Genomic DNA, 26,233 nt, shown 5'->3' with positions numbered 1-26,233 from the left:
TAACTAGTACTGACTATAACAACAGGTACTATTGGCGTAGCGTTTCCTGAGCTAATGGGATAATGGATAAAAGCACTGCCACTGGCACCCTGAGCTCCTTTCCAATCGATTGAATCAACTTCAATAATTATCAAAATCTCGCCTAAACCTTAAACCTATCACTAACTATAACCCCCACGACAAATAAAAACAGCCAATCGAATTTTCGATTGACTGTCCGTTCCCTTTGCCTTTCATATCGAGTTAGTGCGCAGGCGTCGACTGCATTGCTCTTTCGGTTTCTTCTATCGCAAAATCACTTAGTGTTGACAGGACGCTGTTGTAATCATCCAAATCCATGACACGAATGCCGCGGTACAGTTGTTTAACCGTTTCTCTGGGGAGGCTGCTTTCCAGATGCTCAATGTTGAGCTGGAAGAAAGTTCGGATTACGCTGCTTCCGCTGATTCCCGGGATTCCCTCAAATAAGGAAAGGTTGCCCCCTGCATCCAGTCCGAAGTAGGCATTTTCTTTGCATCTTGGCGATAGGTCATCGATTTTTTCTGTGAACAGTACCCTTCCATCTTCACCTAGGCTTACGGTTAGCGCCGGGTGCTCTTTATGGTACGAGAGAATGCCCGCTGAGTTCAAGGTTCCGATCAGCTGGAGCTCGTCGCCGCATACATAGGCTTTCTTAATAAACGCTTCTCGTTCGCCGCTTAATTGATTCGCTATTTTTAACACTTCTTCCTCCGGCTGGGCTGGTGTAGAGATTTGGCGTCCGAACACGCTTTGCTCTTGCGGGCTCCAGACCTTCGGTTCATGATTCTTCCCGTTCATTACCCCAAACCAAACCGCGGTGATTCCTGCGACGAGCAAAATGGCCGCCAAATTCAACCAACGCCGTTTCCAACGCAGCTTTTTTTTCAATTGTTTTTTCAACTGATTCCAGAAGCTGAGCAGCATCATGGCGATCCCCTTCTATGTGTGTTGGTTCCTTTTTATTTACTATTTTTCCCATGGGGATCGACGTTTATACTTAGAGCATGTATACTGAAATGGTGCATCTGCCAACCCACGGAAAGGAAGGAACATCACCGATGCCATCATTCATCAAGGAAGTCGGGGCTTGGATCAGCTCCATCGCCGTCGCCATCGTTCTCACGCTTCTAATCGGACTTTTCGTGTTTCAGCCTACTCAAGTGCTTGGCCATTCCATGGATCCTACGCTCCAAAATGAACAGCGAATCTATGTATCCAAGCTGTCCCATACGTTTCATTATGAACCGAATTACGGAGATATCGTGATCATTGACAGCCGTGTCGATCGGCCTCGTGATTTTATGGATGATCTGATGGAGCATCCGCTCCTTGAATTTCTACGCGGCGTCCACGACGAGAATATGTATGTGAAGCGTGTCATCGGTAAACCCGGAGATGTGCTTGAGTTAAAGAATCACAAGGTGTACCGCAATGGCGAAGCCTTGGACGAGCCTTATCTCAATGAGTTAATGCAGTTCCCTGTTGAACGCAAATGGACGGTCCCTGAAGGTCATCTTTTTGTCATGGGAGATAACCGCAACCATAGTAAGGACAGTCGGGATATCGGGTTTGTCCCATTTGATCACGTGCTTGGCATTAAAATGTAAAAGCCGACAGCTTCTCGCTGCCGGCTTTTTTCTTTCCTTTAATACTGGTTCAGCCATGGGTAGGCTTTCCGAATTTCTGTGGACGCGCGCGGTTTGCGGCTTTGTTTTGCGATCAAGCTGTTCAACGCCGCACGAGCTGAGCTTTCTTTGCTTTTCCGCTTCGGTTGCTTTTTCGCTGACGATTCATCAGCTTGAGCTACAAATACTTTCTCACCGGATCCTTCTACCCCTTCGGAGCGTCCATGGCAACCGCAGTCGACATGCCCCATCCAAGGAAAAGGCATGCCATATGGAGACACCATTGGAGCTGCTGAGTAGTTCGGATAACCAGGCATTCCCGGATAACCGCTAACCGTCGCCATCGGATCTACACCAGTAGGAGCTCCACCAAATGGCGACGTGTCCGAAGGTGCAGCAAATGGGAACGGCTGCGCGTGCATAAATGGATCACAAGGCATTGGCATCCCTGGATAAAATGCAGGCATTTGCGCTGTCGGATGGAAGCCCTGGTTGGGCATAGCTGGCTGGTAGGCCGGCAGTTGCGTTGGCTGAAGAAAATCCGGTTTGCCACAGCCGCAATCTCCGCTCGCGATCGGCTGCTCCATCGTTGGGAACATCGCATAGTTCGCGTTCGGATCATGATAAGGCATGTGTGCTGCTTCCGTCATCGTTGGGTACATAGGGAAGTTCGCGCTCGGGTCATGATATGGCATATGTGCTGCTTCCGTCATCGTTGGGAAGACCGGAAGCTCCGGCTCGTGCCAATCGCTTTCCTTCACCTTGCCGTGTGTCATCGCTTCCACAGCCGGCATTTGGAATTGCTGGAACGGGTTTACCGAAGGCTGGTTCATCATGCCAAAATCCGGCTGCTCCCACATGGGATACATCGGTGTATTGGACTTTCCTTCTTTTTCTTTGATCGGAAGCGGAGAAACGATATTGGGGAACTCGAAGTTCGCCTTTTCGTGTTTTTCAGCTGCTTTTTCCGCTACTTTCTCAACGACCTTCTCGATCGGTTTTTCCACCGGCTTCTCGATCGGCGCTTCTGGCTTCGGTGCTTCTGCAATCGGTGCTTCAGCAATCGGTGCTTCTGCGATCGGCGCTTCCACAACAGGCGGTGCTGGAGGAGCTGGCGGAATCTCGTTAATTGGAGCTGCCTCGATCGGCAAAATTTGCGACGTATCTTTTTTATGATGAGGCATGTGCTGGTTGGAATGCTGCTGTGGTTTCATTTTTGGAATGTACACAATGTCCCCAGTCATCAGTACATTCGGGTTTTTCAGCTGCGGATTGGCTGCCACCATATCACCGAGCGGAACGCCCCACGCTTTTCCCAGCTTCCAGAGCGTATCCCCCTGAACTACGGTGTGCTTATACAAATAATCTGTTGGAGGGCTCACCGGCTTCGGTTCGTGCGGTATTTTTACCTTCATCCCAACATCCAGAACATTCGGATCGGCGATTTGAGGATTGGCGGCAATCAGCTTATCTAGCTCGATGTTATACTTTTTCGAGAGCTCATAAAGCGTGTCACCTTTTTTTACAATATGGATCTTCACTGCATAAACCTCCTTCAAGTTTACGGAGAAACGTGCTTGTAAGAAATGACATTACAGTTTATGCAGCAAGTTAGGCTTTTGACCACCCCCCATCGAAAAAAGTTAGGCTCCACCCTATCTGCAAAAAAAAGAAACCCGCCATTTCTGACGCGCTTCTCTAATAATCTATTCGATTGGAGCAATGGGGCGTGACAACTCACTTCGTTTGAGGTACATAGGCGTATGTCGGATAGCAGCCTAATAGGCGAACCTGACAGCCAATCGCTTCAATTTCTTGCAGGGCCGCCGGCAGCAGCACCGAATCCATCGAAGCTTGAATATCGATATAAAAGAAATAAGTGCCCAGCTTTTTCTTCGTCGGACGCGATTCGATCTTGGACAGGTTGATCCTTCTCCAAGCGAAGGCAGAAAGCACCTGATGCAGCGCCCCCGGGTAATCCTCCGGCAGCGTAATCAAAATGGTTGTTTTACAGCCATCGGCGGGCCTTTCCGTCTTCAGCTTCTCCGGACCAATCAGCACGAAGCGCGTAAAGTTGTCCTGATGGTCTTGGATCCCCGATACCACTGTCATTAAGCCATACAACGCGCCTGCAGTCGCCGGAGCCAGTGCAGCGATCGCGGGGTCACCGAGTTCCTTCACTAGCCGGGCCGCCTCCCCATTACTGCCTACGGCCTCCAGCTCCACATGAGGCAAGTATTCGCGCAAAAACTTTTGGCACTGCGCCAGCGTGACGCCGTGTGAATAGATTTTACGGATTTGCTTGCAATCCTCGCTTGTACCGCTCGACGCCGTTCCATCCGCCAGACGCAGCAGGCTGATCGAAATCGGAAACACCCACTCCGCTTGAATCGGCAAATCCAGCTCATGGACGAGCGTGTCTACGTGCAAATTCACAGAGCCTTCAAACGTATTCTCGATCGGGATCACGCTGAAATCCGTCGTTCCATCCACGGTAGATTGAAACACATCGGGAATCAGCTTGTAATTCACGTATTCAAATGACTCTTCGCCGAGAAAATAGTGCGCCGATTCCTCGGTAAACGTCCCCGGCCCCAGAAGAGATATGCGTTTCACGCGTTGACGCCTCCTTTGACGATTTCCAGTAGCGTACACCTTTCGTCTTCGGCTGTCAACGTCTCGACCTGCACACCCGGCTTATCCGGGTTCAGCCACATAAGTGTGGCTTCAATGCCCTCCTGCCGCAGCGTGCCCAGCATGAACTGCTCCAGCTCCGCTTTGCGGGTGCTGCTGCGATCGACGAGCGCGAGCATTGTCGGGCCCGCGCCGCTGAGCGCTACGCCGAGGGCGCCGTGGTTCGTCGCCTCGGCGAGGATCTTGGCCAGCCCGGGCACGAGCGGCGCCCGGTATGGCTGATGCAGCGCGTCCTTCATAGCGCGCGCGATCATATCCAGCCGCCCGGTACAGAGGGCGGCTACAAGCACCGAGGAATGCCCGACGTTGAAGACGGCATTCTCGAGGCTCTGCTGGCGCGGGAGTACCCCCCGCGCCTTCTCGGTTGACAGCTGGAAGTGCGGGATGGCCACCAGCACTTCCAGCTGCGGGTTAGGCTCCACGCGGATGTGCTCCGCGCGTGTGCCGTCCCAGAAGGCGACGACCAGGCCACCGAACAGCGATGCCCCGACATTGTCGGGGTGCTGTTCGAGCTCCGTCGCCATCTGAAACAGCTCGTCATCGGACAGAGGACTGCCGATGACGCCATTGGCCGCGGCGAGTGCGCCCACGATCGCCGACGCACTGCTGCCTAGGCCGCGTGTCAGCGGGATGTCGCTGTACATCGCGATCTCCAGCTCCGGGTGGCTGACGCCAGCCCGTTTGAACACCATCTGTGCCACCTCGTAGACGAGGTTGCTTTTATCCGTAGGTACGCCGTTCATTTGATCGCCGTACAACGTAATGCGGGTTTCCTCCACAATGCTCATTTCAATCCATGCGTATAAATCGAGCGCCATCCCGAGCGTATCGAAGCCCGGTCCGAGGTTAGCGGTACTAGCCGGCACCTTGACGCGAACCTTTCTCTTGGTGTTGTCCATGCCGCGCTCGCTCCTAACCTTCTAGCTTGCGGATTGCTTCCATAACCGCCGCTTCCGAATCCTGCACCACCACGGGCTCCGCGCTGACGCTTTTGATGGCGATGTTCGGATCCTTCAAGCCATGACCGGTCAATACGCACACGACAGACTGGCCCTTCTCGAAGTAGCCTTCTTGCTTCAGCTTCATGACCCCTGCAATCGAGGCTGCGGAAGCCGGCTCAGCGAAAATGCCTTCACGCGCTGCAATCGTTTTGTACGCGTGGAGAATTTGCTCGTCGGTCACGAAATTGATTTGACCGCCGGAATCCTTTGCTGCCGCCTCAGCGCCCTTCCAAGTGGCTGGGTTGCCGATGCGGATCGCCGTTGCGATCGTTTCCGGCTCTGCAATCGGCTCGCCGCGCACGATCGCTGCTGCGCCTTCCGCTTCAAAGCCGATCATCTTCGGCAGCGATTTGGACTTGCCTTCCGCGTAGTACTCCTTGAAGCCTTTCCAGTATGCGGTGATGTTGCCTGCGTTGCCTACCGGAATGGCCAGATAATCCGGCGCTTTGCCGAGCTGGTCGCAGACTTCGAATGCTGCCGTCTTTTGTCCTTCAATCCGGTACGGGTTCACGGAGTTCACCAGCGTAATCGGGTGCTTCGCCGTGATCTCGCGGACGATTTCGAGCGCGCGGTCGAAGTTGCCTTCGATTGCAATTACTTTAGCGCCATAGATGATGGCTTGTGCCAATTTGCCAAGTGCAATATTGTTGTTCGGGATCAGCACGATGCAGTTGAGCCCGCCGCGTGCCGCGTAAGCCGCCGCCGCTGCGGACGTATTGCCGGTCGATGCGCACATGATCGTACGGCTGCCTTCTTCCATCGCTTTGGCCACTGCCATAACCATCCCGCGGTCTTTAAACGAGCCGGTCGGGTTCAAGCCTTCATATTTGAAATAAATGTCCAGGTCCAGTTCATTGGACAGGTTTTCCGCCCGCACCAGCGGCGTATTGCCCTCCTGCAGCGTCAGCAGCGGTGTATTGTCGTTGACTGGCAAGTATTGTTTATAAGTCTGCAGTAGTCCCATGTATCTCATGATTAATTAGCCCTCCACGCGGTATACGCTTTTGATTTCATGAACAACGTCCAAAGATTCGAATTGCTTCAGTACTTTATTGATCGATGCTTTACTTGCGTCGTGCGTAATAATAATGATCTCAGCGTTTGGATTGGATGCGTTAGGATGCTGCAGCACCGACTCCAGGCTGACGTCATACTGCGCGAATACTTGCGTGATTTGCGCCAGAACGCCCGCTTTGTCCGCGACGTGAAGAAGGATGAAGTTTTTCGATGCGATCTGCTCGTCGGTCTTCAGCTTCTTCTCCTTATAAGGCTTAAAGCCACGGCGGCCATTGATGCCCAAATTCATATTGCGTACCACGGCGACCAGGTCGGCCACCACGGAGGTCGCCGTCGGCATTTCGCCCGCGCCCGGTCCGTAGAACATCGTCTCGCCTACCGCTTCCCCGTACACATACACCGCGTTAAACACGCCGTTGACGGACGCGAGCGGATGCGATTTCTTCACCATCGTCGGCTGCACGCTGATGCTGATGTGGTCGTCCTGGCGCTCCGCGATTCCAAGCAGCTTCACCTCGTAGCCGAGACGCTTGCCGTAGGTGATGTCTTCCTTGGTAACGTTCGAAATCCCCTTTACTTCCACATCACCCAGCGCCACGTTCGCATGGAAGCCGAGTGTGCCGAGGATCGTCATTTTCCTTGCGGCGTCAAAGCCTTCTACATCCGAGGTCGGATCGCTTTCCGCGTAGCCCAGCTGCTGCGCTTCTTTTAGCACATCCGCGTAAGCCGCGCCTTCTTGGCTCATTTTGGTCAAAATGTAGTTCGTCGTTCCGTTCACAATCCCCATAATCTTCGTGATCCGGTCGGAGGAGAAGCCCTCGATCAGCGTGCGGATAATCGGAATACCGCCGGCTACGCTCGCTTCATAGAACACATCGCAGCCCTTCTCCGCTGCCTTCGCCAAAATCTCAGGCCCGTGCAGCGCCATCAAATCCTTGTTCGCGGTAACGATATGCTTGCCCTTCTCCAAGCACGCCAGCATCAGCTCCTTCGAAAGCTCGATGCCGCCCATCACCTCAACCACAACGTCGATCTCCGGATTTTCTACGATATCCCATGGATTTTCCGTCAATTTATCTGGCGATACGCTGATATTTCGATTCTTGCTCTTGTCCTGAACCAGGATGCTGGCAATCTCGATCGGCGAGCCGGTTTGGCTGAGCAAATCCGCTTGATGCCCTTCTACGATACGGACTACGCCAGTACCTACAGTACCGAGTCCCAATAAGCCTACCTTGATCGGTTTCATGTGGTTGTCCCCCAATTAAGTATAATTACCCTTGACCGACGATAGCGGCTCGGGTGACGCCGTCTTGACGGCGCAGCTTGTCGAGTAATACGGCGATGGTCTCGCCCATGACCGACGTTTCTACCGAAATGACCACATTGGCCATCCCTTGCAGCGGAATAGTCTGGTGAATCGTCAGCACATTGCCCTCGAGCCCCGCGATCATCGCCAGCACCCGGGAAAGGATGCCCGAGCGATGCTCCAGATCCATCGAGATCGTGACGATCCGCTCACGTTCCAGCTTGCTTAACGGATAAATTCCGTCCTTGTACTTATAAAAAGCGCTCCGGCTCAGCTCCACTTGCTCGACAGCCTCGTGAATCGTCTTCACTTCACCTCGGGCGAGCAGCTCTTTCGCCTGAATCGTCTTGATGAGCGCTTCCGGCAAAATGTCCTCCCGCACCAAGTAATAGCGTTCCGACCCTACCGGCTTCCCCTCTAAAGCCATTTTATCCGGCACGTTAACAGTCCTCTCCAAAAAGACGATTGTTTCTACCTAGAGGACATTATATCGGATTCGACGTGGTTCGGCAATAGGCTTGTTGCTTTAAAATGTGTTAAAGTGATGTTAACCCCATCCCTTGCCACAAAAGGAGAGAGCCAGCCTTGATTCGAGCGCGCATGATGGCCACCGCCATCCTGTTTAACCAGAGTGATATGCTAATGATGAAGCGATCCCCGCTCCGCACACTAAACCCGGGCATGTGGGCCGCCGTAGGTGGCCATTTGGAGCCGGATGAAATCAACGATCCGCAAACCGCCGTGCTCCGTGAAATTCACGAGGAGACCGGTCTGCTGCCGGCGGACATTACGGACTTGAAGCTGCAGTACATTCTCATTCGTCTCAACCAGAGCGAGGTGCGTCAGCAGTTCATTTATACGGCTTATACGACCCGGCGCGACGTCTCCTTGACCGAGGAGGGCGAGCTGCACTGGATTCCCCGCGAGCAGGTGCTTGATCGGGACATCCCGTTTATTTTTCGCGTTTTACTGGCGCATTATTTCGACGTCGGCCCATCCGAGCACGTATGGGTTGGCACCGCAGGCTATGCCACGGACGGGCGGCCGACCGTGCATTGGACAGCCCTGATCGATCCGCAGCAAATGTAGCCACATAGGCAGCTGAGCAGATGGGCACAAAAAAGCGGCGGAGCAAGGTGCCATCACCTTACACCACCGCTTTATCCATTCGCCTGCATCCCCTGAACCCCGCTGCGATGACTCCATTCGCGCCACTTGTTCAGCAGCTTGAACGCCTCTTTGCGCTGCAGCAGCGACCTAGCGAGCTGGAAGCCTTCCTCGTAGGAGGCCACCCTATCGAACCAGAACAAGCGCAGCCCCGCGTTAAAAATCACATGCTCCCGCTCGTTCTTCACCTCAGGTGTTTCCTCTCCCTGCATAATTCGGTTCAGCAGCTCGAGCTGGCGCTCCTTGCTGCATTTCTCCAGCGGCTCGCCCCGGAAGCCGAAGGTGGCCGGATCAATCGTGCTGGACTCGTCCCCCCAAGGCGTCACCTTGCGAATCGAGCTGTTCTTATAGATCGGCAAATCCTCCGAGCCCTCCATTCCCTGAACGATGTACGCCGTCTCAAAGCCCGACTTCGGAAGCAGGTGGATCAAATGATCCATGGCGGTTTTATGATTGACGCCGATGACGATGCCTAGCGAATGCACCGGGTTCATGACTTTTTCCACCGTATTGAAAAACGTCCGCAGCCCCATCTGCTCCCGGACATGCCGCACGCGGCCGAACGGCGGACAGATGCGATCCGTCCATAAAAAGCCGATATTCAGGCTGCTGAACATTTTCTCCCATTCCTTGGCCTCCTGCTCCACCTGGATGCCCAGCCCTTCCAGCAGCTCCTTCAGCGACTGGCCCAGCTTGGGAGGCAGCGACTCGCTGCCGTGCAGCACCTGCGGAAAGCCGACCGAGGCCAGCAGCAGACTGACGGGAATCGTAACCGGAAAATACACGCGTCCGTCATAGGGACCGGCACAGTTCAGCGATTGTGAAAAGGAGCGGTAGGGCAGCGAATATTTACGAAATACGTCGATGAAGCCCATCATCTCCTCGTCCGCTTCGCCCTTCATCCTCATCGCCATCAAAAAGGCAGCTGTCTGCGCATCCGTGGATTCCCCACGTGCGATCGCATGCGCGGCAGCCACGGCTTCATCATAGGTCAAATGGCGTGACCCCTGCTTTCCGGTGCCGACTGTTTTTATCCATTGCTTCATGATGAGGCTACCTCCTAGCCCGGCGAGATTCGAACGGCGCAAACTTTGAATTCCGGCATTCGGCAGGTCGGATCCAGCGCCGGATTCGTTAAGCGGTTGATGCAGTGGTCATCGCCCCAATGAAACGCCACAAACACCGTATCCCGGCGGATTTTTGCCGAATATTTGACCTTCAGCCGGATCATCCCACGCTTGGAAGTCACACTCGCATGCCCCCCGTTGATTAGACCAATCTCCCCTGCCGATTCCGGATGAATTTCCAACAGCGGCTCCGGGAATTTCGAATTTAATTCCGGCGTATTCCGGGTTTGCACCCCAGATAAATAATGCTGAAGCACGCGTCCGGTCGTCAGCAGATACGGATACTTTTTGCTGGCCACCTCTTTCGGATTTTGATGCTCAATCGGCGTCAGTCTGGCCCTGCCGTCCTCGTGCTCGAAGCGCTCCTCGAACATGCGGGATGTACCCGGATGCCCCTCCTCCGGACAGGGCCAGAACATTCCGTGCTGCCGTTCCAGCTGCTCATAGGTCATACCGAAGTAGTCGGCTTTGCCGCCCTTCGAGGCAACCCGAAGCTCGTTAAAGATCTCTTCTGCCTTCCTGTAACGGAAAAAGTCGCCTTTGCCGAGCACCTCCGCGATGTCGCAAAGGATTTTCCAATCGAGCCTCGCCTTCCCTGGCAGTGTCTTCAGCGCCCGCCGAACCATGACCCGCCCCTCCAGCTGTGTCATCGTCCCCTCATCCTCCAAATAGGAGGAGCCAGGCAGCAGCATATGCGCGAGCCTCGCCGTCTCCGATTCAAACAGGTCGATGACCAGCAAAAACTTCAGCTTTTTGAGCGCTTTTTCCACCATGGAGCTGTTCGGTCCCGATACGACCGGGTTGGAGCCAAGGATGATCAGCCCCTTGATTTCGCCCCGATCGATGGCTTCCATCATCTCGTAAGCGGATACGCCTTTGCGAGGCAGCTCCTCCTCGGGCACGCCCCATACCTGCGCAATATAAGCACGGTGCTCGGGATGCTCGATCAGCCGGTACCCCGGCAGCTGATCGGCCTTCTGCCCATGCTCGCGGCCGCCTTGGCCGTTCGCCTGCCCTGTCACGGCGCCGTAGCCGCAGCCCGGCTTCCCGATCTTGCCCGTCACCAGCACCAGATTGAGGAAGTTTCGCACATTGGCCACGCCACTGGCATGCTGCTCCACGCCTCTGGCGGTAAACACCATGCCCGTCTCCGCCTGCCCGTACATCCGGGCCGCTTCGATAATGTGCAGCGGGTCGAGTCCGGTGAGCGCCGCCACCTCGGCCAGCGACACCTTGCTCACATGCTCGGCCAGCTCGGCGAAGCCGTTCGTACGCTGCGCGATAAAGTCGCGATCGACATAGCCCTCCTCCAAAATCACCTTCAGCATGCCGTTCACAAGCGCCGCATCGTAGCCCGGACGCACCTTCAGATGCAGATCGGCAATGGAGCAGGTGGCGGTTTCCCGCGGATCGATCACGATAATTTTGCAGCCCTCCTGACGCGCCTTCCGAAAATGCTGCATAATCGTCGGCTGGCACTCGGCCAGATTGGTTCCGGCCAGAATGATGCATTTGGCCAGCGGTACCTCCGACAACGGGTTCGTCAGCCCCCGGTCGACGCCGAACGTCAGGTTCGCGGCCCCAGCAGCGGCCGACATACAGAATCGCCCATTATAGTCGATATATTTGGTCTGCAGCGCGACTCGGGCGAATTTGCCCAGAAGATAGCACTCTTCATTGGTCAGCGACCCGCCGCCGTATACGCCAACGGCATCTTTGCCGTAGACTTGCTGGATCTTCCTAATTTCCAGCTTGATACGCTGCAGCGCGTCTTCCCAAGCCACCGGGCTCCAGGTGCCGTCCATACGCACCAGCGGATACTTGAGCCGCCGGTCATCGACCGCATTCGTATGGGCATTCAAGCCCTTGACGCACAAACGTCCTTCGGTGACGGGGTCCTCCTTATTCGGCGTCACCGAGTAGCGGCTGACCATGATCGACTTTTCCTCATGCAAGTTCATCGTACACTGCACACTGCAGTAAGGGCATTCGGTTTGGGTCGTCGTTTCGCGGTGTGTCATCGCCGCCTGCTGCCTCTGAAAATGCTTCAGAAAATCGCTCATCTCTATTCTTCACCCGCTTTTCGCCCTGGATCTACTTTTTCGTCCACTTTAGTAATTCACTCCGGAATCCGCCGTCGCCCATTCCTTCCGCCAGCTGCGGGATACGACATAAAAAATTAGCGTCACCACCAGCACGATGGATGCGACGACGATAAAGCCTGTTACGTGGGTACCTGTCGCCTGCTTAAGTGGTCCGAGCACATTGTTCGGCAGCAGAAAGCCGCCCAGACCGCCCGCCGCGCCTACAATCCCCGTCACAACTCCAATTTCTTTGGAGAAGCGCTGCGGCACAATTTGGAAAATTGAGCCGTTCCCCATGCCAAGACACGCCATCATCACGCTGGTGAGCACCAGCATGACGAGAAACGAGCTGGGCATCGTCGAAATCGCAAATGCACAAATGGCGATCACCGAGAAAAGCACCAGCATGAACCGCATGCCGCCGATCCGATCCGCGATATACCCGCCAATCGGGCGGAAAAAGCTGCCCGCAATGACGGTGACCGTCACCAGATAACCGATTTGAATTTTGCTCAGCCCGCCGGCTATGGTCTTGTCGCCGTACACGTCATAGAAGAAAATGTTGAAGTAGTTGGAGAACCCGACGAAGCCGCCGAAGGTTATCGCATAGAACATACAGAACCACCACGTATCCGCCAGCTTAAACGCAGACAAGTAATCCTTCAGCTTTTTGGGCTCTGGCTGATTCGGACTGTCTTTAGCCATCAACGCGTAAGCGACTAACACGAGCAGCAGCGGTATAATCGCCAGCCCGAACACATTATGCCAGCCAATCGAAGCGGCCAGCTGCGGACCAAAAAACGTCGCAAGCGCGGTACCGCTGTTCCCAGCACCGGCAATGCCCATCGCTAGCCCTTGATACTGAGGCGGATACCAGCGGCTCGCCAAGGAAAGCGACACAGCAAAGCTGGCTCCGGCAATCCCGAGCAAAAAGCCCAGCGACTGCACCTGATTCATATCCGTTCCGCCGAGCCATCCCCACAACAGCGGAATAATCGTCAGCAGCATCCCAATGATGCCGGTCTTCCTCGAACCGATCCGGTCGGCCAAAATCCCCATCGGAATTCGAAAAATGGAGCCTCCCAGCGTCGGAATAGCCACCATTGTCGCTTTCTGTGCGTCAGTCAGGTTAAAGTCTTTGGCAATATAAAGCGCCAGGGCTCCGCACATAACCCAAATCATAAAACTGACATCAAAATAGAGAAATGCTGACAGTAAACTCGGGAAATGTCCTGACTTTCTAAAGTTTTTGTGATCCATCTCATCCATCCTCTCCAATATCTCTCTTTTCTCGTGCATACCTTCAATTTAATGTAATGTTTTATAACATAAATATACTATACAGGCGAACTTAGGAAAGTTCAATGGTTTTTCTCAAAAAAAGTTCAGGTTTTCCCTTTAAAATTATTTATAAATTATGATACTAAGAATGTCATAACTTATATAAACGAACATTAAATACAGATTTAAATTATTTCGTTCGTCTTTTTCGATATGTCCGGCCAAACAAAAACACTAACCTGACATGTCCTTGACATCGTCAAATTAGTGTGTGCAATACAAACTTATTCTTGTTCCACGAATTCAAACTCAAAATCGCCGATGCGGATCGTCTGCCCATTCGTAGCGCCGCGGTCGCGAAGTGCCTTATCGATGCCCTTCTTCCGCAAAATGCGTGCAAACCGCATCACCGCTTCATGCGTGCTGAAATTCGTCCGCTTGATCAGCTTTTCAATGCTAGGGCTATCGACTACAAACGCATCATTATCCCTGCGGATCGTAAAGTCATCATCTTCGGTTTCCAGACGATACACCTTACGCTCCTCAACCTCTTCCACTTCTTCCACAACCAGCGCTTCTGGAATGGACTCCAGCAGATCGGCGAGCTTATAAATCATCTCCTGAACACCGGAGCGCGCCACCGCCGAAATCGCATAGATCGGAATGTCTTTGCCCAGCTCGGCCAACTTCTGCTTAAACTCCGCCAAGTGCTCTTCCGCTTCCGGAATGTCCATCTTGTTCGCGGCAATGATCTGTGGACGATCCTCCAGCTTTGCGTTGTACAGCTTGAGCTCATCGTTGATCTTGACCCAATCGTCGAATGGATCGCGGCCTTCCGTTGCACCCATATCGATCACATGTAAAATGACGCGTGTCCGTTCCACATGCCTTAAAAACTCATGACCCAGTCCAACGCCTTCATGCGCACCCTCGATCAAGCCCGGGAGATCCGCCATGACAAAGCTGCGGCCGTCTTTCACATCCACCACCCCTAAATTCGGAGTCAGCGTTGTAAAATGGTACGCTCCAATCTTGGGCTGCGCCGCCGATACAACCGACAGCAGCGTGGACTTACCTACGCTCGGGAAGCCCACCAGTCCGACATCCGCCATAACCTTCAGTTCAAGAACGACCCACCGCTCTTGGCCATCTTCGCCGTTCTCGGCAATCGCCGGCGCGGTGTTGTTCGACGTTGCGAACCGAGTATTTCCGCGTCCGCCGCGTCCGCCCTTCGCCACGACGACTTCTTGCCCGTGACGCGTCAAATCCGCAATCACTTCCTGCGTGTCGTCATCGATTACCACGGTTCCCGGGGGCACGCGAACAATCATATCCTCTGCATTCGCACCGTGCCGGGCTTTATTCCGTCCTTTTTCCCCGCGGTCGGCTTTGAAATGCTTCTGATAGCGAAAATCGACTAGCGTCCGAAGACCTTCATCGACACGAAAAATGACGTCGGCACCATCGCCTCCATCGCCTCCGGCCGGACCGCCCTCCGGTACATATTTCTCTCGGCGGAAAGCGACGAGTCCATCGCCTCCGTCCCCACCTTTGACAAAAATTTTGGCCTTATCTACAAACATTGTTTCACCTCATTATGTACGTTGCAAACGAACCGTCCACTTGACCTGAATCTCGCTATAGCTCGCTTCCAGTACCCAGCCGCGCCCGGCCAACCAAGCTTTGCACAGCGTTGCCTCCGCCAGCTTCAAGCGCTCCAGATCATATCCGCCCTGGTAGTCCGCCGTGATACCGAGCCCGTCCGCTTCCTTCGCAAAATAAAGCTCCAGCGCATTGCACTCGTTTACCGCCGCCATAGCCTCAGCTTTGAAGCTGTCCAGCAGCGCTGCGAGCCATTGCTCCGTCTCTTCAGGGACACCATAATCTTGCAAACGGATTTCTTCCTCCATGCGAACGTGCAGCTCCAGCTCCTTCACTTCCGCCTGAAAGGTCAATAAATGAACGATCAGAGAAGGAATCCCCAGCTTGGACATCAGGCTTTCCTGACGAACCTTCTCTTTTATTTTTTCCATTAAATCCGTTAATTTATCATATTTTTTTAACTGGACGTACCCCATAAAAATCTGGATATCATTCATCCAATCGTGCCGATACCGATTGAACAGGCGAAGCAAACGAAGATCCGCTTCTGCACGGTCCAAGTCGAAATTTAGCGCAGCTTGGGATGCTCCCACCCTACCGGAATCGCCCATACTTGTACTCTGTTTCGCGTTCGACGTCATGCCGTATCTCTCCGTTTCAAGGTTCGGTCTGTATTCCTACAGTATAGCATGCGCTTAATCAAAGTACACAAATTTTCCAATTTCATCCCCGCATTCGACAAAAAAACCCTGGCGAACAACGATCGCCAGGGTTTAGACGTTGACGGTTATTACACTTCTACCGCAGCAGCTACAGGAGCAGCCACTACAGGGTAGACGCTCACACGCTTGCGATCGCGACCAAGGCGCTCGAACTTCACAACGCCGTCGATCTTAGCAAACAGAGTGTCGTCGGAACCGATACCCACGTTATTACCTGGGTGAATCTTTGTTCCGCGTTGACGGACCAAGATGCTGCCGCCCGTTACGGTTTGACCGTCAGAACGCTTTACGCCAAGGCGCTTAGCAATACTGTCACGACCGTTCTTCGTGGAACCTACACCCTTCTTGGATGCAAACAACTGAAGATTTAATTGCAACATATTTGTCTACCTCCTTACTTCGAGATTGTGTCTTGCATTTGTATATATGCACTATACGATTGTTCAATCGATTGCAGCATTACTACCATGGACTCCAGCAGCAGCTGCGTTTTTTCCTCCGTAGTCGGATCTAGTCCGTCCGGAACCTCCACTTGAAGCAGCCCGTGCTTCATCTGGGTTTTTAGTTCCAAGCCGGTCAGAGCTTCGACAGAGTTCACGGTGCCTACCGTCACAGCCGAGACGCCGGCGCAGACAATGTCCTTGCCCGGGTCGTCATAGAACGCATGACCTCGCACACCGAAGCGTTTAATGGTACTATCGTGCTTACGCTCAATCGTGATCCGGATCATGGATTAACCTTGGATCTTCTCGATCACAACTTTCGTGTAAGGCTGACGATGACCTTGCTTACGACGATAGTTTTTCTTCGCTTTGTATTTGAAAACGATGATCTTCTCGCCCTTGCCGTGCTTTTCTACTTTCGCAGAAACGGAAGCGCCGGAAACGACCGGAGCACCTACCACCAAACCAGTTTCTTTCGAAACGGCCAACACGCGGTCAAACGTTACGGAATCGCCTTCACCAGCATTCAGTTTCTCGATGTAAAGAACATCGCCTTCCTGAACCTTGTATTGCTTACCGCCAGTTTCAATAATTGCATACATTGTTGTTGCACCTCCCCATGTCTCAGACTCGCCTAAAGCCAAGGTGGCTTGGTCCCTTGCAGGACAAGCACTTGCAGTCCACAGCTGTACAGCTGCAACTATGACCCGCTTCGCGCGGTTACAGCATGCTTTTCACAACACGCTAAAACAGTTTATCACATACGCCTACGAAAAGCAACAGCATAATTCATCCTCACAAAAAAGCTGTCGAACCGCCTTATACGTTCACCCAGCCGCTTCCGCCGCAGGTCGGACAAGGCTCTGGCACCGTCGATTCGATGCTGTCCCTTACCTTCTTGCGAGTCAGCTCGACCAGCCCCAGCTTCGTCCAGCCGACGACGACCGTTTTGGTCCGGTCCTTCTTCGTCTCTCGCATCAACTCGTCCAGCACCTGCTGCCGCGCGGCCTCCGTCTCCATATCGATAAAATCGATAATGATCAGCCCGCCGATATCGCGAAGCCGGAGCAATCTTGCAATTTCCCGCGCCGCTTCCATGTTCGTATCGTAAACGGTTCGTTCCAGGTCAATGGACCCGGTATATTTGCCGGTATTGACGTCGAACACCGTGAGCGCTTCCGTTCGGTCCACAATCAGATAGGAGCCGCTGTCAAGCCACACCTTCCGCTTGAGACCATGCTCCAGCTGCTTGCCCACTTCATATTTGGCGAGCAGCTCCCGCCCAGCCTCATATTTCAACCGTCCAGCCAAGTTCGAGCCAGGTCCGGCAACATAGGACTGGATTTCCTGCAGCACCTGCTCATTATTTACGATCAGCTGCTGTACATCGTCCCGAAATAGGTCACGGATCAGCCGCGGCAGCATTTGCAGATCGGAGTAGATCAGCCGGGGTACCGCTGTACTCGTGTGAGAAGTCGCCTCCAGCTGCCGCCAGCGGGAGCGAAGCTCCTCCATGTCTGCCGCGAACGCCTCTTCCGATTCGCCTAAGGCCGCCGTCCGAACGATAAAGCCCTCGCCTTCCTGCAGATGCCGCTCCGCCATCCGTTTCAGCCGATCGCGGTCGGAGGAGCTGTCGATTTTGCGGGAAACGCCTACGTAATCCGCCGCTGGCATGTACACCCCAAAACGTCCGGGGATCGAATAATGCGTCGTCAACCGGGCACCCTTGCTGCCTACCGGCTCCTTCACCACCTGCACCATCAGCTGTTGTCCTACTTTGACCAGCTCATGAATCGGCGGCTTCTCTTTGGGCTGCTTATCCAAATGGGCAGGAAGCAGGTCGTCAATATATAGAAAACCATTTTTTTCAAGTCCAACATCGACAAATGCCGACTGCATCCCCTGCAGCACTCGGACTACGCGTCCAATATAAATATTACCGGCCAGCTGACCCTGGTCCCGGTTGCCTTTGTAATATTCTACGAGCTTTCCGTTCTCTTGAACGGCCACCTCGGTATGCTCTTCATCGCACTTCACCAAAATACGCTTCATGCAGCAACACCTCGGCCTTTATTGTACCACATTCCCCATAAGAAATCCTAAAGGGCATCCGTAGCCTCCAGGCCCCGATTAAATCAGCAGCTCGGAAACGGACAGCCCTCTTTTGGTCTCGTTAAAATAAAAATCCAGCAGCGTCTTCTCGGGAACGACATGCCTTATGGCTCCCTGCTCATCCAGCACATAAACCAGATGATAGCGGTCCCGCATAAACAGCCGCACAATGTCGGATACCTTCCTTCGCCCGTGTACGACAATCGGCCTCGCCATCGTCCCGCGCAGCCAAATTCGCTTCAGCACGGTCTCGCGGTTCAGCAAAAAGCGCATGAAATGATACGGCATCCCGCGAAAATCGTACCAATTCGAGTAAAACAAGAACAGACCGATCATGAGCCAGTTCAGCTGGATGCCGCCTTTTTCGGTTATAAAATGGATCAGGCTCGCCGCAATCAGCACGCCGCTAAGCACGAGGCTGACAGCCGCTGAAATTTGAATCGTTCGTTGATACGGCAGCCAAAGGCTGATCATTGCCTGCATGATTTTCCCGCCGTCCAGCGGCAGCACCGGCAGCAGGTTAAAGAGCGCGATCATCACGTTCGCTTGCACAAAATAACCGCCCCAATCGGGCGGAAACAGACCGAGCGCGGTCAATGCCCAGCCGACCGGAACCATCCAAAAATTTTGCAGCGGCCCGGCCAGTGCTACGGCCAGCTCCTGCCATGCCGGAACCCCGGCCAGCTCCTCGACGACCGCCACCCCGCCAAACGGCAGCAGCTGCACCTCTTTGACCCGCCAGCCGAAGCTTTTGGCCGCAGCGACATGACCGAGTTCATGGATGAACACAATCCCGAACAGCGTCGCAACCTCCACGAAGTAGCCGGTGAGGATCGAGAATAGCAGCACGATGGAGAACAGCGGGTGAAAGCGGTATTTGACGCCGAACCACACGTTCCACGCAGGCGGTTTCCATTTAATCAAAGGTAATCACGTCCGTCGGATTCAGCGGTTTCCCATCCTTCGCCAAAGCAAAGAAGAGCGTGCCGGAAGCTTGTCCTTGAGGTTTATCTACCGTGCCCAGCGTTTCTCCACCCTTGATCCAGTCATTGAGCTGGATTTTGCCTTGTGCCAGATGCCCGTAAATCGATTCGACGCCATCCGTATGCCGTAAAACGACGGTAAATCCGGTATCCTCCTTCATTCCCGCGAACGTCACCAGCCCTGTATCCACAGCCGCTACCGGCGTTCCCGATTTGGCATCCACTAATACGCCGCTCTGACCCGGTGTGAATGCCGCGATCAGTTTGCCCTGCACCGGAGTGAAGTAGTGCTTCGTAACTGCACTCACCTTCTCGGCATCCTGGTGCTTGGCCGGATTCAAGGCGGGTAGAAACGACGGTGCACTGCCGAACTTCCGCTCATACCAAGCTGCTACAGAGCTCGCATCGACCGATTCGGTCAGCGCGGTGGTGATCCACTTTTTCCCCTTCTCCGCCAGCGGATGATGGACATGGAACATGCCCCACGTAAGCGCAAACAGTAATCCGCTGACCAGGATGCGGGCGCTTATCCTCCCTCTCCAAGACCCGTCCCGCTCGGGCGGCCCCAGATCATCGTCATTCCTTCGATACTCCGTGAATTCCCTCTTCCACTTGCGGTTCCACTCGACCTCGGGGTCGACGCGCAGCGAGGCATACGGATCCTCCTCCAGCCGATCCAGCCGGCTCGGGTACAGCTCCCGGCGCTCGTCCACCTGGGGAAAATGCATATGTGAAACGTCTGGCCGCCTGCCTGCCCGGCTGTCTACGCCTTCCTGCAGCTTGCGGAGCTTCTCCATCCGGCGCTCGCGTACGTTCTTTGTCGTGTCCATTGCTACCCCTACCTCTCACAGGCATGTGTGTATATTCCATCCTATGAGCTTGTACTGACAAATATACGGGAGGAGGAGCTTGAAAAATAGTCCCATACTTTTGCGCACTGGAGGGATGGGTATGGGATTACTTTTAAATAAAAGAAAACCGCCCGGAAAAATCCGAACGGTACTGGTAGCTATAATTCTATTCTTCATCCAGCAGTTTATCGTCGTGCAGGCGGATGCTCATAACGAGGCCCATGGAAATCATATTGATCATGAGCGAGGTGCCGCCATAGCTGACAAACGGGAGCGTGATCCCCGTGAGCGGCATAATGCCGATCATCATCCCAATATTTTGGAAAATTTGGAACACAAGCATGGAGACGATCCCGATGATGATAAACGAACCGGCAAAGTTGTTGCAATAAATCGAGATGAGAATCATCCGATAAATGAGCACGAAATAGAGCAGCAGCAGGCAGGACGCGCCTACGAAGCCAAACTCCTCACCGACTACGACGAAGATGGCGTCCGTGTACGCAACAGGGATAAAATGGCTGTGAATCGAGGTTCCTTTCAGGTAACCCTCACCCGAAAGCGAACCGGAGCCGATAGCCCGGATCGAGTTCATTACCTGCCACTTGCTGTCCCGTGACGCTTCCGTCGGATTGACGAACGTGTTCATTCGATCGATCCAGTGGTTCGGCACATGGTGAGCCTTCAAGAAGGTCACGATCGGCTCCTGGAAATGCTGATACAGGTACAAAGCGCCATACAGCGATCCGCCGATGACCAGTACCCCGATTAAAACGTAGCTGAGCCGGATGTTCCCGATCCAATACATCCCGAGCAAAATGACGATAAAAATAATCGCATTCCCCAGATCCGGCTGCACCACAACCAGGATAAACGGGATTAACACGATGACGCCGATCGGAACGACGTCCCGTATAAGTTGAAGCGATTCACCCTTTCGCCTCGCGATGAAGGTGGCCAGGGTGATAATCAAAATGATTTTGAACAGCTCCACGGGTTGAAAATCGAGCCCCATCGGCAAGCTGAACCAGCCCTGGGCGCCGTTGATCGTCTTCCCGAACTTCAATACCGCCACCAGCAAAAGCAAGCCTGCGATATACATGTAATAGGAGCCTTTAATTACAAAACGGTAGTCGACCGACGAAACGGTAATAAACGCAATGAACGAGATGATGTAAATCTGGATCATTTTGGCCAGACTGATGTGAATGTCCGGGTCACTGACCGTTGCGCTGTAAACCAGAATCGTGCTGATGACCATGAACGCGATCAAAATTCCAAGGATAGGCACATCGATTTTCTTAAATTTGTGCAGCACGATGCGTCATCCCATTCCGAGAAACTTTTTCATTTTATTGAAGACGCCGGTCTTTTCTTCCATCGGCATCAGCGGCACCGAATCGCCTAGCATCCGCCGTGCAATGTTGCGATATGCAATCGCTGCGCGCGAGTTGGGGTTCATGACCGTCGGCTCGCCCATATTGGCGGCTTTGATCACGTATTCGTCGTCCGGCACGATACCCAGCAGGTCAATGGCCAAGACGGAGCAAATCTCGTCGATATCGAGCATTTCCCCCTTCTTGACCATGCCTTGACGAATCCGGTTAATGACCAGCTTAGGCGAGTCGACGAGCGCCTCCTTCTCCAGCAGGCCGATGATCCGATCCGCATCGCGAACGGCCGCATTCTCCGGTGTCGTAACGACAATCGCTTTGTCCGCGCCGGCCACCGCATTCTTAAAGCCCTGCTCAATCCCCGCAGGACAGTCGATAATGACGTATTCAAAGTCACGCTTCAAATCCAATACGATCTGACGCACCGCTTCCGGCGAAATGGCGTTCTTGTCCTTCGTTTGCGCCGCCGGCAGCATGTACAGCTCATCGAAGCGCTTGTCCTTCACGAGCGCCTGCGGCAGTCGGCAGCGCCCCTCCGCCACATCGATGAGATCATAAATAATGCGGTTTTCCAGCCCCATGACAACATCCAGGTTTCGGAGACCGATGTCGGTATCGATCATTACGACCTTCTTACCTTGAAGCGCCAAAGCCGTCCCGATGTTAGCCGACGTCGTCGTTTTGCCGACGCCGCCCTTGCCTGAAGTAATAACTATTGCCTCTCCCATTGGTCCCACTCCTCTTCGTTTCAAGAGTATACGTTCAACCCGATTTTGTGCAGGTGATGAATTTTGTCAATCTTCATTACTCCGTCTTTCACATACGCGTACTCCATGTACGCTTCATAAGCCTCGTTCGTGCCCCACTCATCGGGTGGACGGCTAATGACGCCCGCAATCCGAAGCTGCGTAGGACGTAAATGGGAAGCGGCGACAATCGCCAGCTCATCCCCGTCGTGCCCTGCATGCGCCATGCCTCTGAGCGAACCCATAATATATATGCTTCCGGTACTCATGATCGATCCGCCCGGGTTAACGTCGCCTAAAAATAAAATATTGCCTTCCTGCGATAAGGTTTGCCCGGAACGCACTATGCCTCGCACAATTTTCACATCGGCTTTGTCCGGTTCCGTCTTCGGGACTGCCGGCTCCGCCGACTCGACGCTTTGCACGAGCAGGTTGCCTTGCGTGCTAATAATACTCCGTACCTCATCCTTCTCTTCATCAGTGACAGATCGGCTGCCGAGCTTCACATTCACATGGATGATCGGGCCGGTCAAGATTTGCTGATGGGTCTTCTCCAGCTTATGCTTCAGCTCAGCAAGCACCGCCGAAAATTCGCCGGTGTCGTCGAGTATAAACACCAAGCCGTCCTTAACCCCTTTGATCGTCACAAGATGCTTAGCTGCCGTCATAAACGCTCCTACCTCCTAAGCGTATACAATTCGGCTTCTGAAGGCCTAACTCCTGCTGTAGACTGAAATTTTATTCGTCAGCTTCCGCCAGTTTCTGCGGCAGGCTTTCGAACATTTTGCGAAGAGGTACATAAACAGCCAGCGCAAACAGCAGATTGATCAGCATGCTCGGGAGCATCTGGTGCAAGAACAGCCACTCCAGGTTCGAATGGGTTAGCTTGAACAGCTGGTACAGCCCAAAGATGATGAGCTCATAAAACAAATTCCCCAGAGCAATGACCAGCATGCTGACGAAAATGCTCGAGTACAATCGTCCGATCATGAGCCCCGCCAAATACCCGGTTAAGCCCATGCCAAACGAGATCGGTCCCATCATCGGCGAGTAGTAAATAAAGTCCTGCAGCATCCCGAAAATGAGCCCGTACATTAGTGCCGTATGCCGGTTAATATATAAGCCAATGAACATCACGATAACTAAAATAAAGTGCGGAGCCACCTGCACCTTGGTTTGCCATGCCTCGGGGAGCAGCCAAGGCCAGATCGTATTTTCCAGCCAAAATAAGAGGGCGAGCACCAGCCATATTTTTTTATGATTCATCTGCCTACCACCTACTTCAGCTCCGGCAATTGGACGACAAACACTTCGCGAAGGTGGTTAAAGGAAGCGAACGGCTGGATCGACGCGACGAACGTGATGCCGAAATCGCCCTGTCGTTTCTCGAGGACCTTCCCCACTTCGATACCTCTTGGAAACACCAGCCCTTTCCCCGAGGTGATGATCGTGTCGCCAGGCTGGATCGGGTCTTTGGCTTCGATTTTGGTCATGACGAGCGTCTGGCTCTCCGGGTTGTAATACTCGATAAAGCCGTAGGACTCGTTCTCGTGCCCCTTCACCGTAACGGAGATCGCCTTCGATTCGAGCGCCAACTTATCATCGGAATCGATCACGGTCTGCATGCCCGTCAGCAGCTGCACATCCGCATAAAAAGCGGATACGCGAACGACTCTTCCGATCAAGCCCTCCACCGACATGACCGCCATGTTCGGCCGAATGCCGTCCTTCTCGCCCAGGTTGATCGTCACCATCTTGTTCTGCTGGTTAAACTCGGTCACTTCGGCAATCCGGAATGTGTACTGGTTCATCTGCTTCTGCCGCTCCGTAAAGCCCAGCGCATCCTGCAGACGCTTGTTCTGCTGCTCCAAATCGTTCAGCCTCGTCGTATCCCGGGCATATTTGGTCAGCGTCTGGCGAAGCACGGTGTTCTCTTCGTACAGCGTACGAAGCTGCTTAATATCTTGAAAGAAACCCGCTATATAGCCCGCGGGTTTATACAATAGTCCTTGCGTAAAGGAGACGGTGTCCTTCAAAAACTTCTCCGGCCACGTCATATAGCTTCGTCCATAGGTCAGGCCCATCAGCGCGATCAGCATTATAAAGCCGAGCATGAGAATGAGCAGCCTCTTGTTCCCAAGTAGTTTCAATCCTTACACCTTCTAACGTTATGAGCGAGTCGGAGCGGTCCGAATTAGCGCTTTGCTTTGCTGGTTGGACCTGATCTTGTTTTGAACAAATGGATATTCTCCAGCGCGCGTCCTGTCCCGATGGCGACGCAGTCCAGCGCGTTCTCGGCGACGAGCACCGGCATTCCGGTTTCTCTTGTCAGCAGCTTGTCCAGATTGCGCAGCAAGCCTCCGCCGCCCGTCAGCACGATGCCGCGGTCCATAATATCGGCCGACAGCTCCGGTGGACATTTCTCCAGCGTTACCTTCACCGCATCCACGATGCTGTACACGGTATCGCTAAGCGCATCGGTAATCTCATCCGAGGTGATCGCCATCGTCTTCGGCAGACCGGATACGAGATCGCGACCGCGGATTTCGTGCCGCACCGGCGGGTCCATCTGCAGCGCGGAGCCGATCTCGACCTTGATCTGCTCGGCGGTGCGCTCGCCGATCATCAGGTTATAGGTGCGCTTGATGTACTGGATGATCGCTTCATCCATCTCATCGCCCGCCACCCGGATCGACCGGCTGGTCACAATGCCGCCCAGCGAAATGACTGCGACCTCGGTGGTGCCCCCGCCGATGTCGACTACCATGCTCCCGGTCGGTTCCCAGACCGGCAAATCGGCGCCGATCGCCGCCGCGAACGGCTCCTCGATCGTATACGCGTCGCGGGCGCCCGCTTGACGCGTCGCATCCTCCACCGCGCGCTTCTCCACCGCGGTAATGCCCGAAGGCACGCACACCATAACGCTCGGGTGGCGCTGGAACAGCAGGCGCTGCTTCTGCGCCTGGCGAATGAAATATTTAATCATCGTCGAGGTCGTGTCGAAATCGGCGATGACGCCGTCCTTCATCGGACGGATCGCGCGGATATTGCCCGGCGTACGGCCGATCATTTTCTTGGCGTCGTTGCCTACCGCCTCGATCGTCTTCGTATCCGTCCGGATCGCGACGACCGACGGCTCGCGCACGACGATTCCTTTTCCTTTGACATACACCAGCGTATTGGCCGTTCCCAGGTCAATCCCTAAGTCTTTCGTAAATCCACCTAACATGAATGTGGTGCTCCCTTCTCTATTTGAGGCGTGCCTCTGCACGCTTGCGTGTGTTGTTGTATGTGTTGTTATGTGTGGTTCAAAGCTGCTAAACACCAATTATATTACATCAGTCCGAGCTCCTTCAAACTGACGAAGCTTTGATCGCCGATCACGATGTGGTCCAGCACTTCGATCCCGATCAAATCGCCGGCTTCAACCAGCCTCCGGGTCATACTGATATCCTCTGGGCTTGGGGTCGGATCGCCGCTCGGGTGATTATGTACGCAAACGATCGACGCACTGCTGCGTTTGATCGCCGCACGGAACACTTCCCGCGGATGCACGATCGAGGCATTCAGGCTGCCCATCGAGAGCGTTTCCTGCCCGACGACGTGATTTTTCGTATTCAAGAACAGACAGACAAAATGCTCCTTCTGCAAATAGCGCAGCTCCTCCGATAATAGCGAAGCCACATCTTGCGGCGACCGGATCGTCACCGTGTCGCTTAAGGTGCTGCGCGCCATCCGCTTGCCAAGCTCGATGCTGGCTTGAAGCTGCAGCGCCTTCGCCGCGCCAATGCCCTTGATTCCTGTAAGCTGCTGCAGGCTCATGTCCGTCAGACTTCGCAGGCTTCCTGCCTGACGAAGCACACGCTGTGCCAAGTGCACGGCGGATTCCTGAAAGGTTCCCGTCCGGAGTAAAATCGCCAGCAGCTCCGCGTTGCTTAACGCCCCTGCCCCATACTGCATCATGCGTTCTCTAGGTCGTTCTTCGTTTGGGACATCGCGCAATGTGTAATTGAGCGATTCCATGCATTCCCCTCTTTCTGTGTCGGTGTACGAA

Annotated in this window: 27 protein-coding genes; 2 read left to right on the top strand and 25 right to left on the bottom strand. The window is 53.9% G+C overall.

The annotated features are described in order from the left end of the window. Window positions 1-243 precede the first annotated feature (243 nt). On the bottom strand, window positions 244-948 hold the full coding sequence (locus tag FPZ49_RS01175) for a BofC C-terminal domain-containing protein (protein ID WP_144842511.1): 705 nt from the start codon (window positions 946-948) through the stop codon (window positions 244-246). A gap of 131 nt (window positions 949-1,079) precedes the next feature. On the opposite strand from FPZ49_RS01175, the gene lepB reads away from it, so the two are divergent. Then, the gene (gene lepB, locus FPZ49_RS01170; protein ID WP_144842510.1) at window positions 1,080-1,628 is read left to right on the top strand and encodes a signal peptidase I; all 549 of its coding nucleotides are present in this window, start codon (window positions 1,080-1,082) and stop codon (window positions 1,626-1,628) included. Window positions 1,629-1,666: 38 nt separating this feature from the next. Here the strand turns inward: lepB and FPZ49_RS01165 are convergent, their stop codons facing one another. The 6 genes from FPZ49_RS01165 to FPZ49_RS01140 form a co-directional block, all read right to left on the bottom strand. Next, entirely contained in the window at window positions 1,667-3,187 is a 1,521-nt protein-coding gene (locus FPZ49_RS01165; RefSeq protein ID WP_144842509.1) for a LysM peptidoglycan-binding domain-containing protein, read from the bottom strand. A gap of 196 nt (window positions 3,188-3,383) precedes the next feature. Then, a complete protein-coding gene (pheA, locus tag FPZ49_RS01160; RefSeq protein WP_144842508.1) occupies window positions 3,384-4,262 on the bottom strand; it encodes a prephenate dehydratase in 879 nt (292 codons plus the stop codon). Beyond that, window positions 4,259-5,239 carry a homoserine kinase gene (thrB, locus tag FPZ49_RS01155; RefSeq protein WP_144842507.1) on the bottom strand — a complete coding sequence of 327 codons (981 nt, stop codon included), beginning with the start codon at window positions 5,237-5,239 and terminating at the stop codon, window positions 4,259-4,261. The genes pheA and thrB overlap by 4 nt, the downstream gene beginning before the upstream one ends. A 13-nt stretch (window positions 5,240-5,252) precedes the next feature. Then, a complete protein-coding gene (gene thrC, locus FPZ49_RS01150) occupies window positions 5,253-6,314 on the bottom strand; it encodes a threonine synthase (protein ID WP_144842506.1) in 1,062 nt (353 codons plus the stop codon). Between the two features lie 6 nt (window positions 6,315-6,320). Then, window positions 6,321-7,607, bottom strand: a complete 1,287-nt coding sequence (locus tag FPZ49_RS01145) for a homoserine dehydrogenase (protein WP_144842505.1) — start codon at window positions 7,605-7,607, stop codon at window positions 6,321-6,323. Between the two features lie 25 nt (window positions 7,608-7,632). Further along, window positions 7,633-8,094, bottom strand: a complete 462-nt coding sequence (locus tag FPZ49_RS01140) for an ACT domain-containing protein (RefSeq protein WP_144842630.1) — start codon at window positions 8,092-8,094, stop codon at window positions 7,633-7,635. A 158-nt stretch (window positions 8,095-8,252) separates the two neighbouring features. On the opposite strand from FPZ49_RS01140, the gene FPZ49_RS01135 reads away from it, so the two are divergent. Further along, entirely contained in the window at window positions 8,253-8,756 is a 504-nt protein-coding gene (locus FPZ49_RS01135) for an NUDIX domain-containing protein (protein ID WP_144842504.1), read from the top strand. A gap of 71 nt (window positions 8,757-8,827) precedes the next feature. Here FPZ49_RS01135 and FPZ49_RS01130 read toward each other — a convergent pair whose 3' ends face one another. The 18 genes from FPZ49_RS01130 to radC form a co-directional block, all read right to left on the bottom strand. Next, the gene (locus tag FPZ49_RS01130) at window positions 8,828-9,880 is read right to left on the bottom strand and encodes an anthranilate phosphoribosyltransferase (protein WP_144842503.1); all 1,053 of its coding nucleotides are present in this window, start codon (window positions 9,878-9,880) and stop codon (window positions 8,828-8,830) included. A 14-nt stretch (window positions 9,881-9,894) separates the two neighbouring features. Then, window positions 9,895-12,024: an assimilatory nitrate reductase catalytic subunit NasC gene (nasC, locus tag FPZ49_RS01125; RefSeq protein ID WP_144842502.1), complete on the bottom strand. Its 2,130-nt coding sequence runs from the start codon at window positions 12,022-12,024 to the stop codon at window positions 9,895-9,897. Window positions 12,025-12,072: 48 nt separating this feature from the next. Further along, a complete protein-coding gene (locus FPZ49_RS01120; RefSeq protein WP_144842501.1) occupies window positions 12,073-13,305 on the bottom strand; it encodes an MFS transporter in 1,233 nt (410 codons plus the stop codon). A 305-nt stretch (window positions 13,306-13,610) separates the two neighbouring features. Beyond that, window positions 13,611-14,909, bottom strand: coding sequence for a GTPase ObgE (gene obgE, locus FPZ49_RS01115; RefSeq protein ID WP_144842500.1), 1,299 nt, complete (start codon window positions 14,907-14,909; stop codon window positions 13,611-13,613). A gap of 12 nt (window positions 14,910-14,921) precedes the next feature. Next, the gene (locus FPZ49_RS01110; RefSeq protein ID WP_144842499.1) at window positions 14,922-15,569 is read right to left on the bottom strand and encodes a Spo0B domain-containing protein; all 648 of its coding nucleotides are present in this window, start codon (window positions 15,567-15,569) and stop codon (window positions 14,922-14,924) included. 149 nt (window positions 15,570-15,718) lie between these two features. Beyond that, complete coding sequence (rpmA, locus tag FPZ49_RS01105; RefSeq protein WP_144842498.1) at window positions 15,719-16,030, bottom strand: 50S ribosomal protein L27; 312 nt, start codon at window positions 16,028-16,030, stop codon at window positions 15,719-15,721. 14 nt (window positions 16,031-16,044) lie between these two features. Continuing rightward, window positions 16,045-16,380, bottom strand: a complete 336-nt coding sequence (locus tag FPZ49_RS01100) for a ribosomal-processing cysteine protease Prp (RefSeq protein WP_144842497.1) — start codon at window positions 16,378-16,380, stop codon at window positions 16,045-16,047. Window positions 16,381-16,383: 3 nt separating this feature from the next. After that, on the bottom strand, window positions 16,384-16,695 hold the full coding sequence (rplU, locus tag FPZ49_RS01095; protein WP_144842496.1) for a 50S ribosomal protein L21: 312 nt from the start codon (window positions 16,693-16,695) through the stop codon (window positions 16,384-16,386). A 217-nt stretch (window positions 16,696-16,912) separates the two neighbouring features. After that, window positions 16,913-18,145 carry an Rne/Rng family ribonuclease gene (locus FPZ49_RS01090; protein ID WP_144842495.1) on the bottom strand — a complete coding sequence of 411 codons (1,233 nt, stop codon included), beginning with the start codon at window positions 18,143-18,145 and terminating at the stop codon, window positions 16,913-16,915. Between the two features lie 78 nt (window positions 18,146-18,223). Continuing rightward, window positions 18,224-19,129, bottom strand: coding sequence for a M50 family metallopeptidase (locus FPZ49_RS01085; RefSeq protein ID WP_144842494.1), 906 nt, complete (start codon window positions 19,127-19,129; stop codon window positions 18,224-18,226). Continuing rightward, on the bottom strand, window positions 19,122-20,018 hold the full coding sequence (locus FPZ49_RS01080) for a M23 family metallopeptidase (protein WP_144842493.1): 897 nt from the start codon (window positions 20,016-20,018) through the stop codon (window positions 19,122-19,124). The genes FPZ49_RS01085 and FPZ49_RS01080 overlap by 8 nt, the downstream gene beginning before the upstream one ends. 187 nt (window positions 20,019-20,205) lie before the next feature. Then, window positions 20,206-21,357 (bottom strand): FtsW/RodA/SpoVE family cell cycle protein, encoded by a 1,152-nt coding sequence (locus FPZ49_RS01075; RefSeq protein WP_144842492.1) that lies wholly within the window; start codon window positions 21,355-21,357, stop codon window positions 20,206-20,208. Between the two features lie 6 nt (window positions 21,358-21,363). Beyond that, complete coding sequence (minD, locus tag FPZ49_RS01070) at window positions 21,364-22,161, bottom strand: septum site-determining protein MinD (protein WP_144842491.1); 798 nt, start codon at window positions 22,159-22,161, stop codon at window positions 21,364-21,366. Window positions 22,162-22,181: 20 nt separating this feature from the next. Beyond that, a complete protein-coding gene (locus tag FPZ49_RS01065; RefSeq protein WP_144842490.1) occupies window positions 22,182-22,847 on the bottom strand; it encodes a septum site-determining protein MinC in 666 nt (221 codons plus the stop codon). A gap of 70 nt (window positions 22,848-22,917) precedes the next feature. Further along, window positions 22,918-23,445 (bottom strand): rod shape-determining protein MreD, encoded by a 528-nt coding sequence (gene mreD, locus FPZ49_RS01060; protein ID WP_144842489.1) that lies wholly within the window; start codon window positions 23,443-23,445, stop codon window positions 22,918-22,920. Window positions 23,446-23,456: 11 nt separating this feature from the next. Next, a complete protein-coding gene (gene mreC / locus FPZ49_RS01055; RefSeq protein ID WP_144842488.1) occupies window positions 23,457-24,329 on the bottom strand; it encodes a rod shape-determining protein MreC in 873 nt (290 codons plus the stop codon). Between the two features lie 44 nt (window positions 24,330-24,373). Further along, entirely contained in the window at window positions 24,374-25,408 is a 1,035-nt protein-coding gene (locus FPZ49_RS01050; protein ID WP_144842487.1) for a rod shape-determining protein, read from the bottom strand. Between the two features lie 104 nt (window positions 25,409-25,512). Further along, window positions 25,513-26,202, bottom strand: coding sequence for a RadC family protein (radC, locus tag FPZ49_RS01045; protein WP_144842486.1), 690 nt, complete (start codon window positions 26,200-26,202; stop codon window positions 25,513-25,515). Window positions 26,203-26,233 lie beyond the last annotated feature (31 nt).

Source organism: Paenibacillus cremeus, from assembly GCF_007786445.1.
GTDB lineage: Bacteria > Bacillota > Bacilli > Paenibacillales > NBRC-103111 > Paenibacillus_G > Paenibacillus_G cremeus.
This window is presented reverse-complemented; position numbering and strand designations above follow the sequence as displayed.

Excerpts from the sequence above, each read along its gene's own strand:
- FPZ49_RS01175 (WP_144842511.1), bottom strand. The coding sequence starts at position 948 with ATGATGCTGCTCAGCTTCTGGAATCAGTTGAAAAAACAATTGAAAAAA.
- lepB (WP_144842510.1), top strand. The coding sequence starts at position 1,080 with ATGCCATCATTCATCAAGGAAGTCGGGGCTTGGATCAGCTCCATCGCC.
- thrB (WP_144842507.1), bottom strand. The coding sequence starts at position 5,239 with ATGGACAACACCAAGAGAAAGGTTCGCGTCAAGGTGCCGGCTAGTACC.
- thrC (WP_144842506.1), bottom strand. The coding sequence starts at position 6,314 with ATGAGATACATGGGACTACTGCAGACTTATAAACAATACTTGCCAGTC.
- FPZ49_RS01145 (WP_144842505.1), bottom strand. The coding sequence starts at position 7,607 with ATGAAACCGATCAAGGTAGGCTTATTGGGACTCGGTACTGTAGGTACT.
- FPZ49_RS01140 (WP_144842630.1), bottom strand. The coding sequence starts at position 8,094 with ATGGCTTTAGAGGGGAAGCCGGTAGGGTCGGAACGCTATTACTTGGTG.
- FPZ49_RS01130 (WP_144842503.1), bottom strand. The coding sequence starts at position 9,880 with ATGAAGCAATGGATAAAAACAGTCGGCACCGGAAAGCAGGGGTCACGC.
- nasC (WP_144842502.1), bottom strand. The coding sequence starts at position 12,024 with ATGAGCGATTTTCTGAAGCATTTTCAGAGGCAGCAGGCGGCGATGACA.
- FPZ49_RS01120 (WP_144842501.1), bottom strand. The coding sequence starts at position 13,305 with ATGGATCACAAAAACTTTAGAAAGTCAGGACATTTCCCGAGTTTACTG.
- obgE (WP_144842500.1), bottom strand. The coding sequence starts at position 14,909 with ATGTTTGTAGATAAGGCCAAAATTTTTGTCAAAGGTGGGGACGGAGGC.
- FPZ49_RS01110 (WP_144842499.1), bottom strand. The coding sequence starts at position 15,569 with ATGACGTCGAACGCGAAACAGAGTACAAGTATGGGCGATTCCGGTAGG.
- rpmA (WP_144842498.1), bottom strand. The coding sequence starts at position 16,030 with ATGTTGCAATTAAATCTTCAGTTGTTTGCATCCAAGAAGGGTGTAGGT.
- FPZ49_RS01100 (WP_144842497.1), bottom strand. The coding sequence starts at position 16,380 with ATGATCCGGATCACGATTGAGCGTAAGCACGATAGTACCATTAAACGC.
- rplU (WP_144842496.1), bottom strand. The coding sequence starts at position 16,695 with ATGTATGCAATTATTGAAACTGGCGGTAAGCAATACAAGGTTCAGGAA.
- FPZ49_RS01090 (WP_144842495.1), bottom strand. The coding sequence starts at position 18,145 with ATGAAGCGTATTTTGGTGAAGTGCGATGAAGAGCATACCGAGGTGGCC.
- FPZ49_RS01080 (WP_144842493.1), bottom strand. The coding sequence starts at position 20,018 with ATGGACACGACAAAGAACGTACGCGAGCGCCGGATGGAGAAGCTCCGC.
- minD (WP_144842491.1), bottom strand. The coding sequence starts at position 22,161 with ATGGGAGAGGCAATAGTTATTACTTCAGGCAAGGGCGGCGTCGGCAAA.
- FPZ49_RS01065 (WP_144842490.1), bottom strand. The coding sequence starts at position 22,847 with ATGACGGCAGCTAAGCATCTTGTGACGATCAAAGGGGTTAAGGACGGC.
- mreD (WP_144842489.1), bottom strand. The coding sequence starts at position 23,445 with ATGAATCATAAAAAAATATGGCTGGTGCTCGCCCTCTTATTTTGGCTG.
- FPZ49_RS01050 (WP_144842487.1), bottom strand. The coding sequence starts at position 25,408 with ATGTTAGGTGGATTTACGAAAGACTTAGGGATTGACCTGGGAACGGCC.
- radC (WP_144842486.1), bottom strand. The coding sequence starts at position 26,202 with ATGGAATCGCTCAATTACACATTGCGCGATGTCCCAAACGAAGAACGA.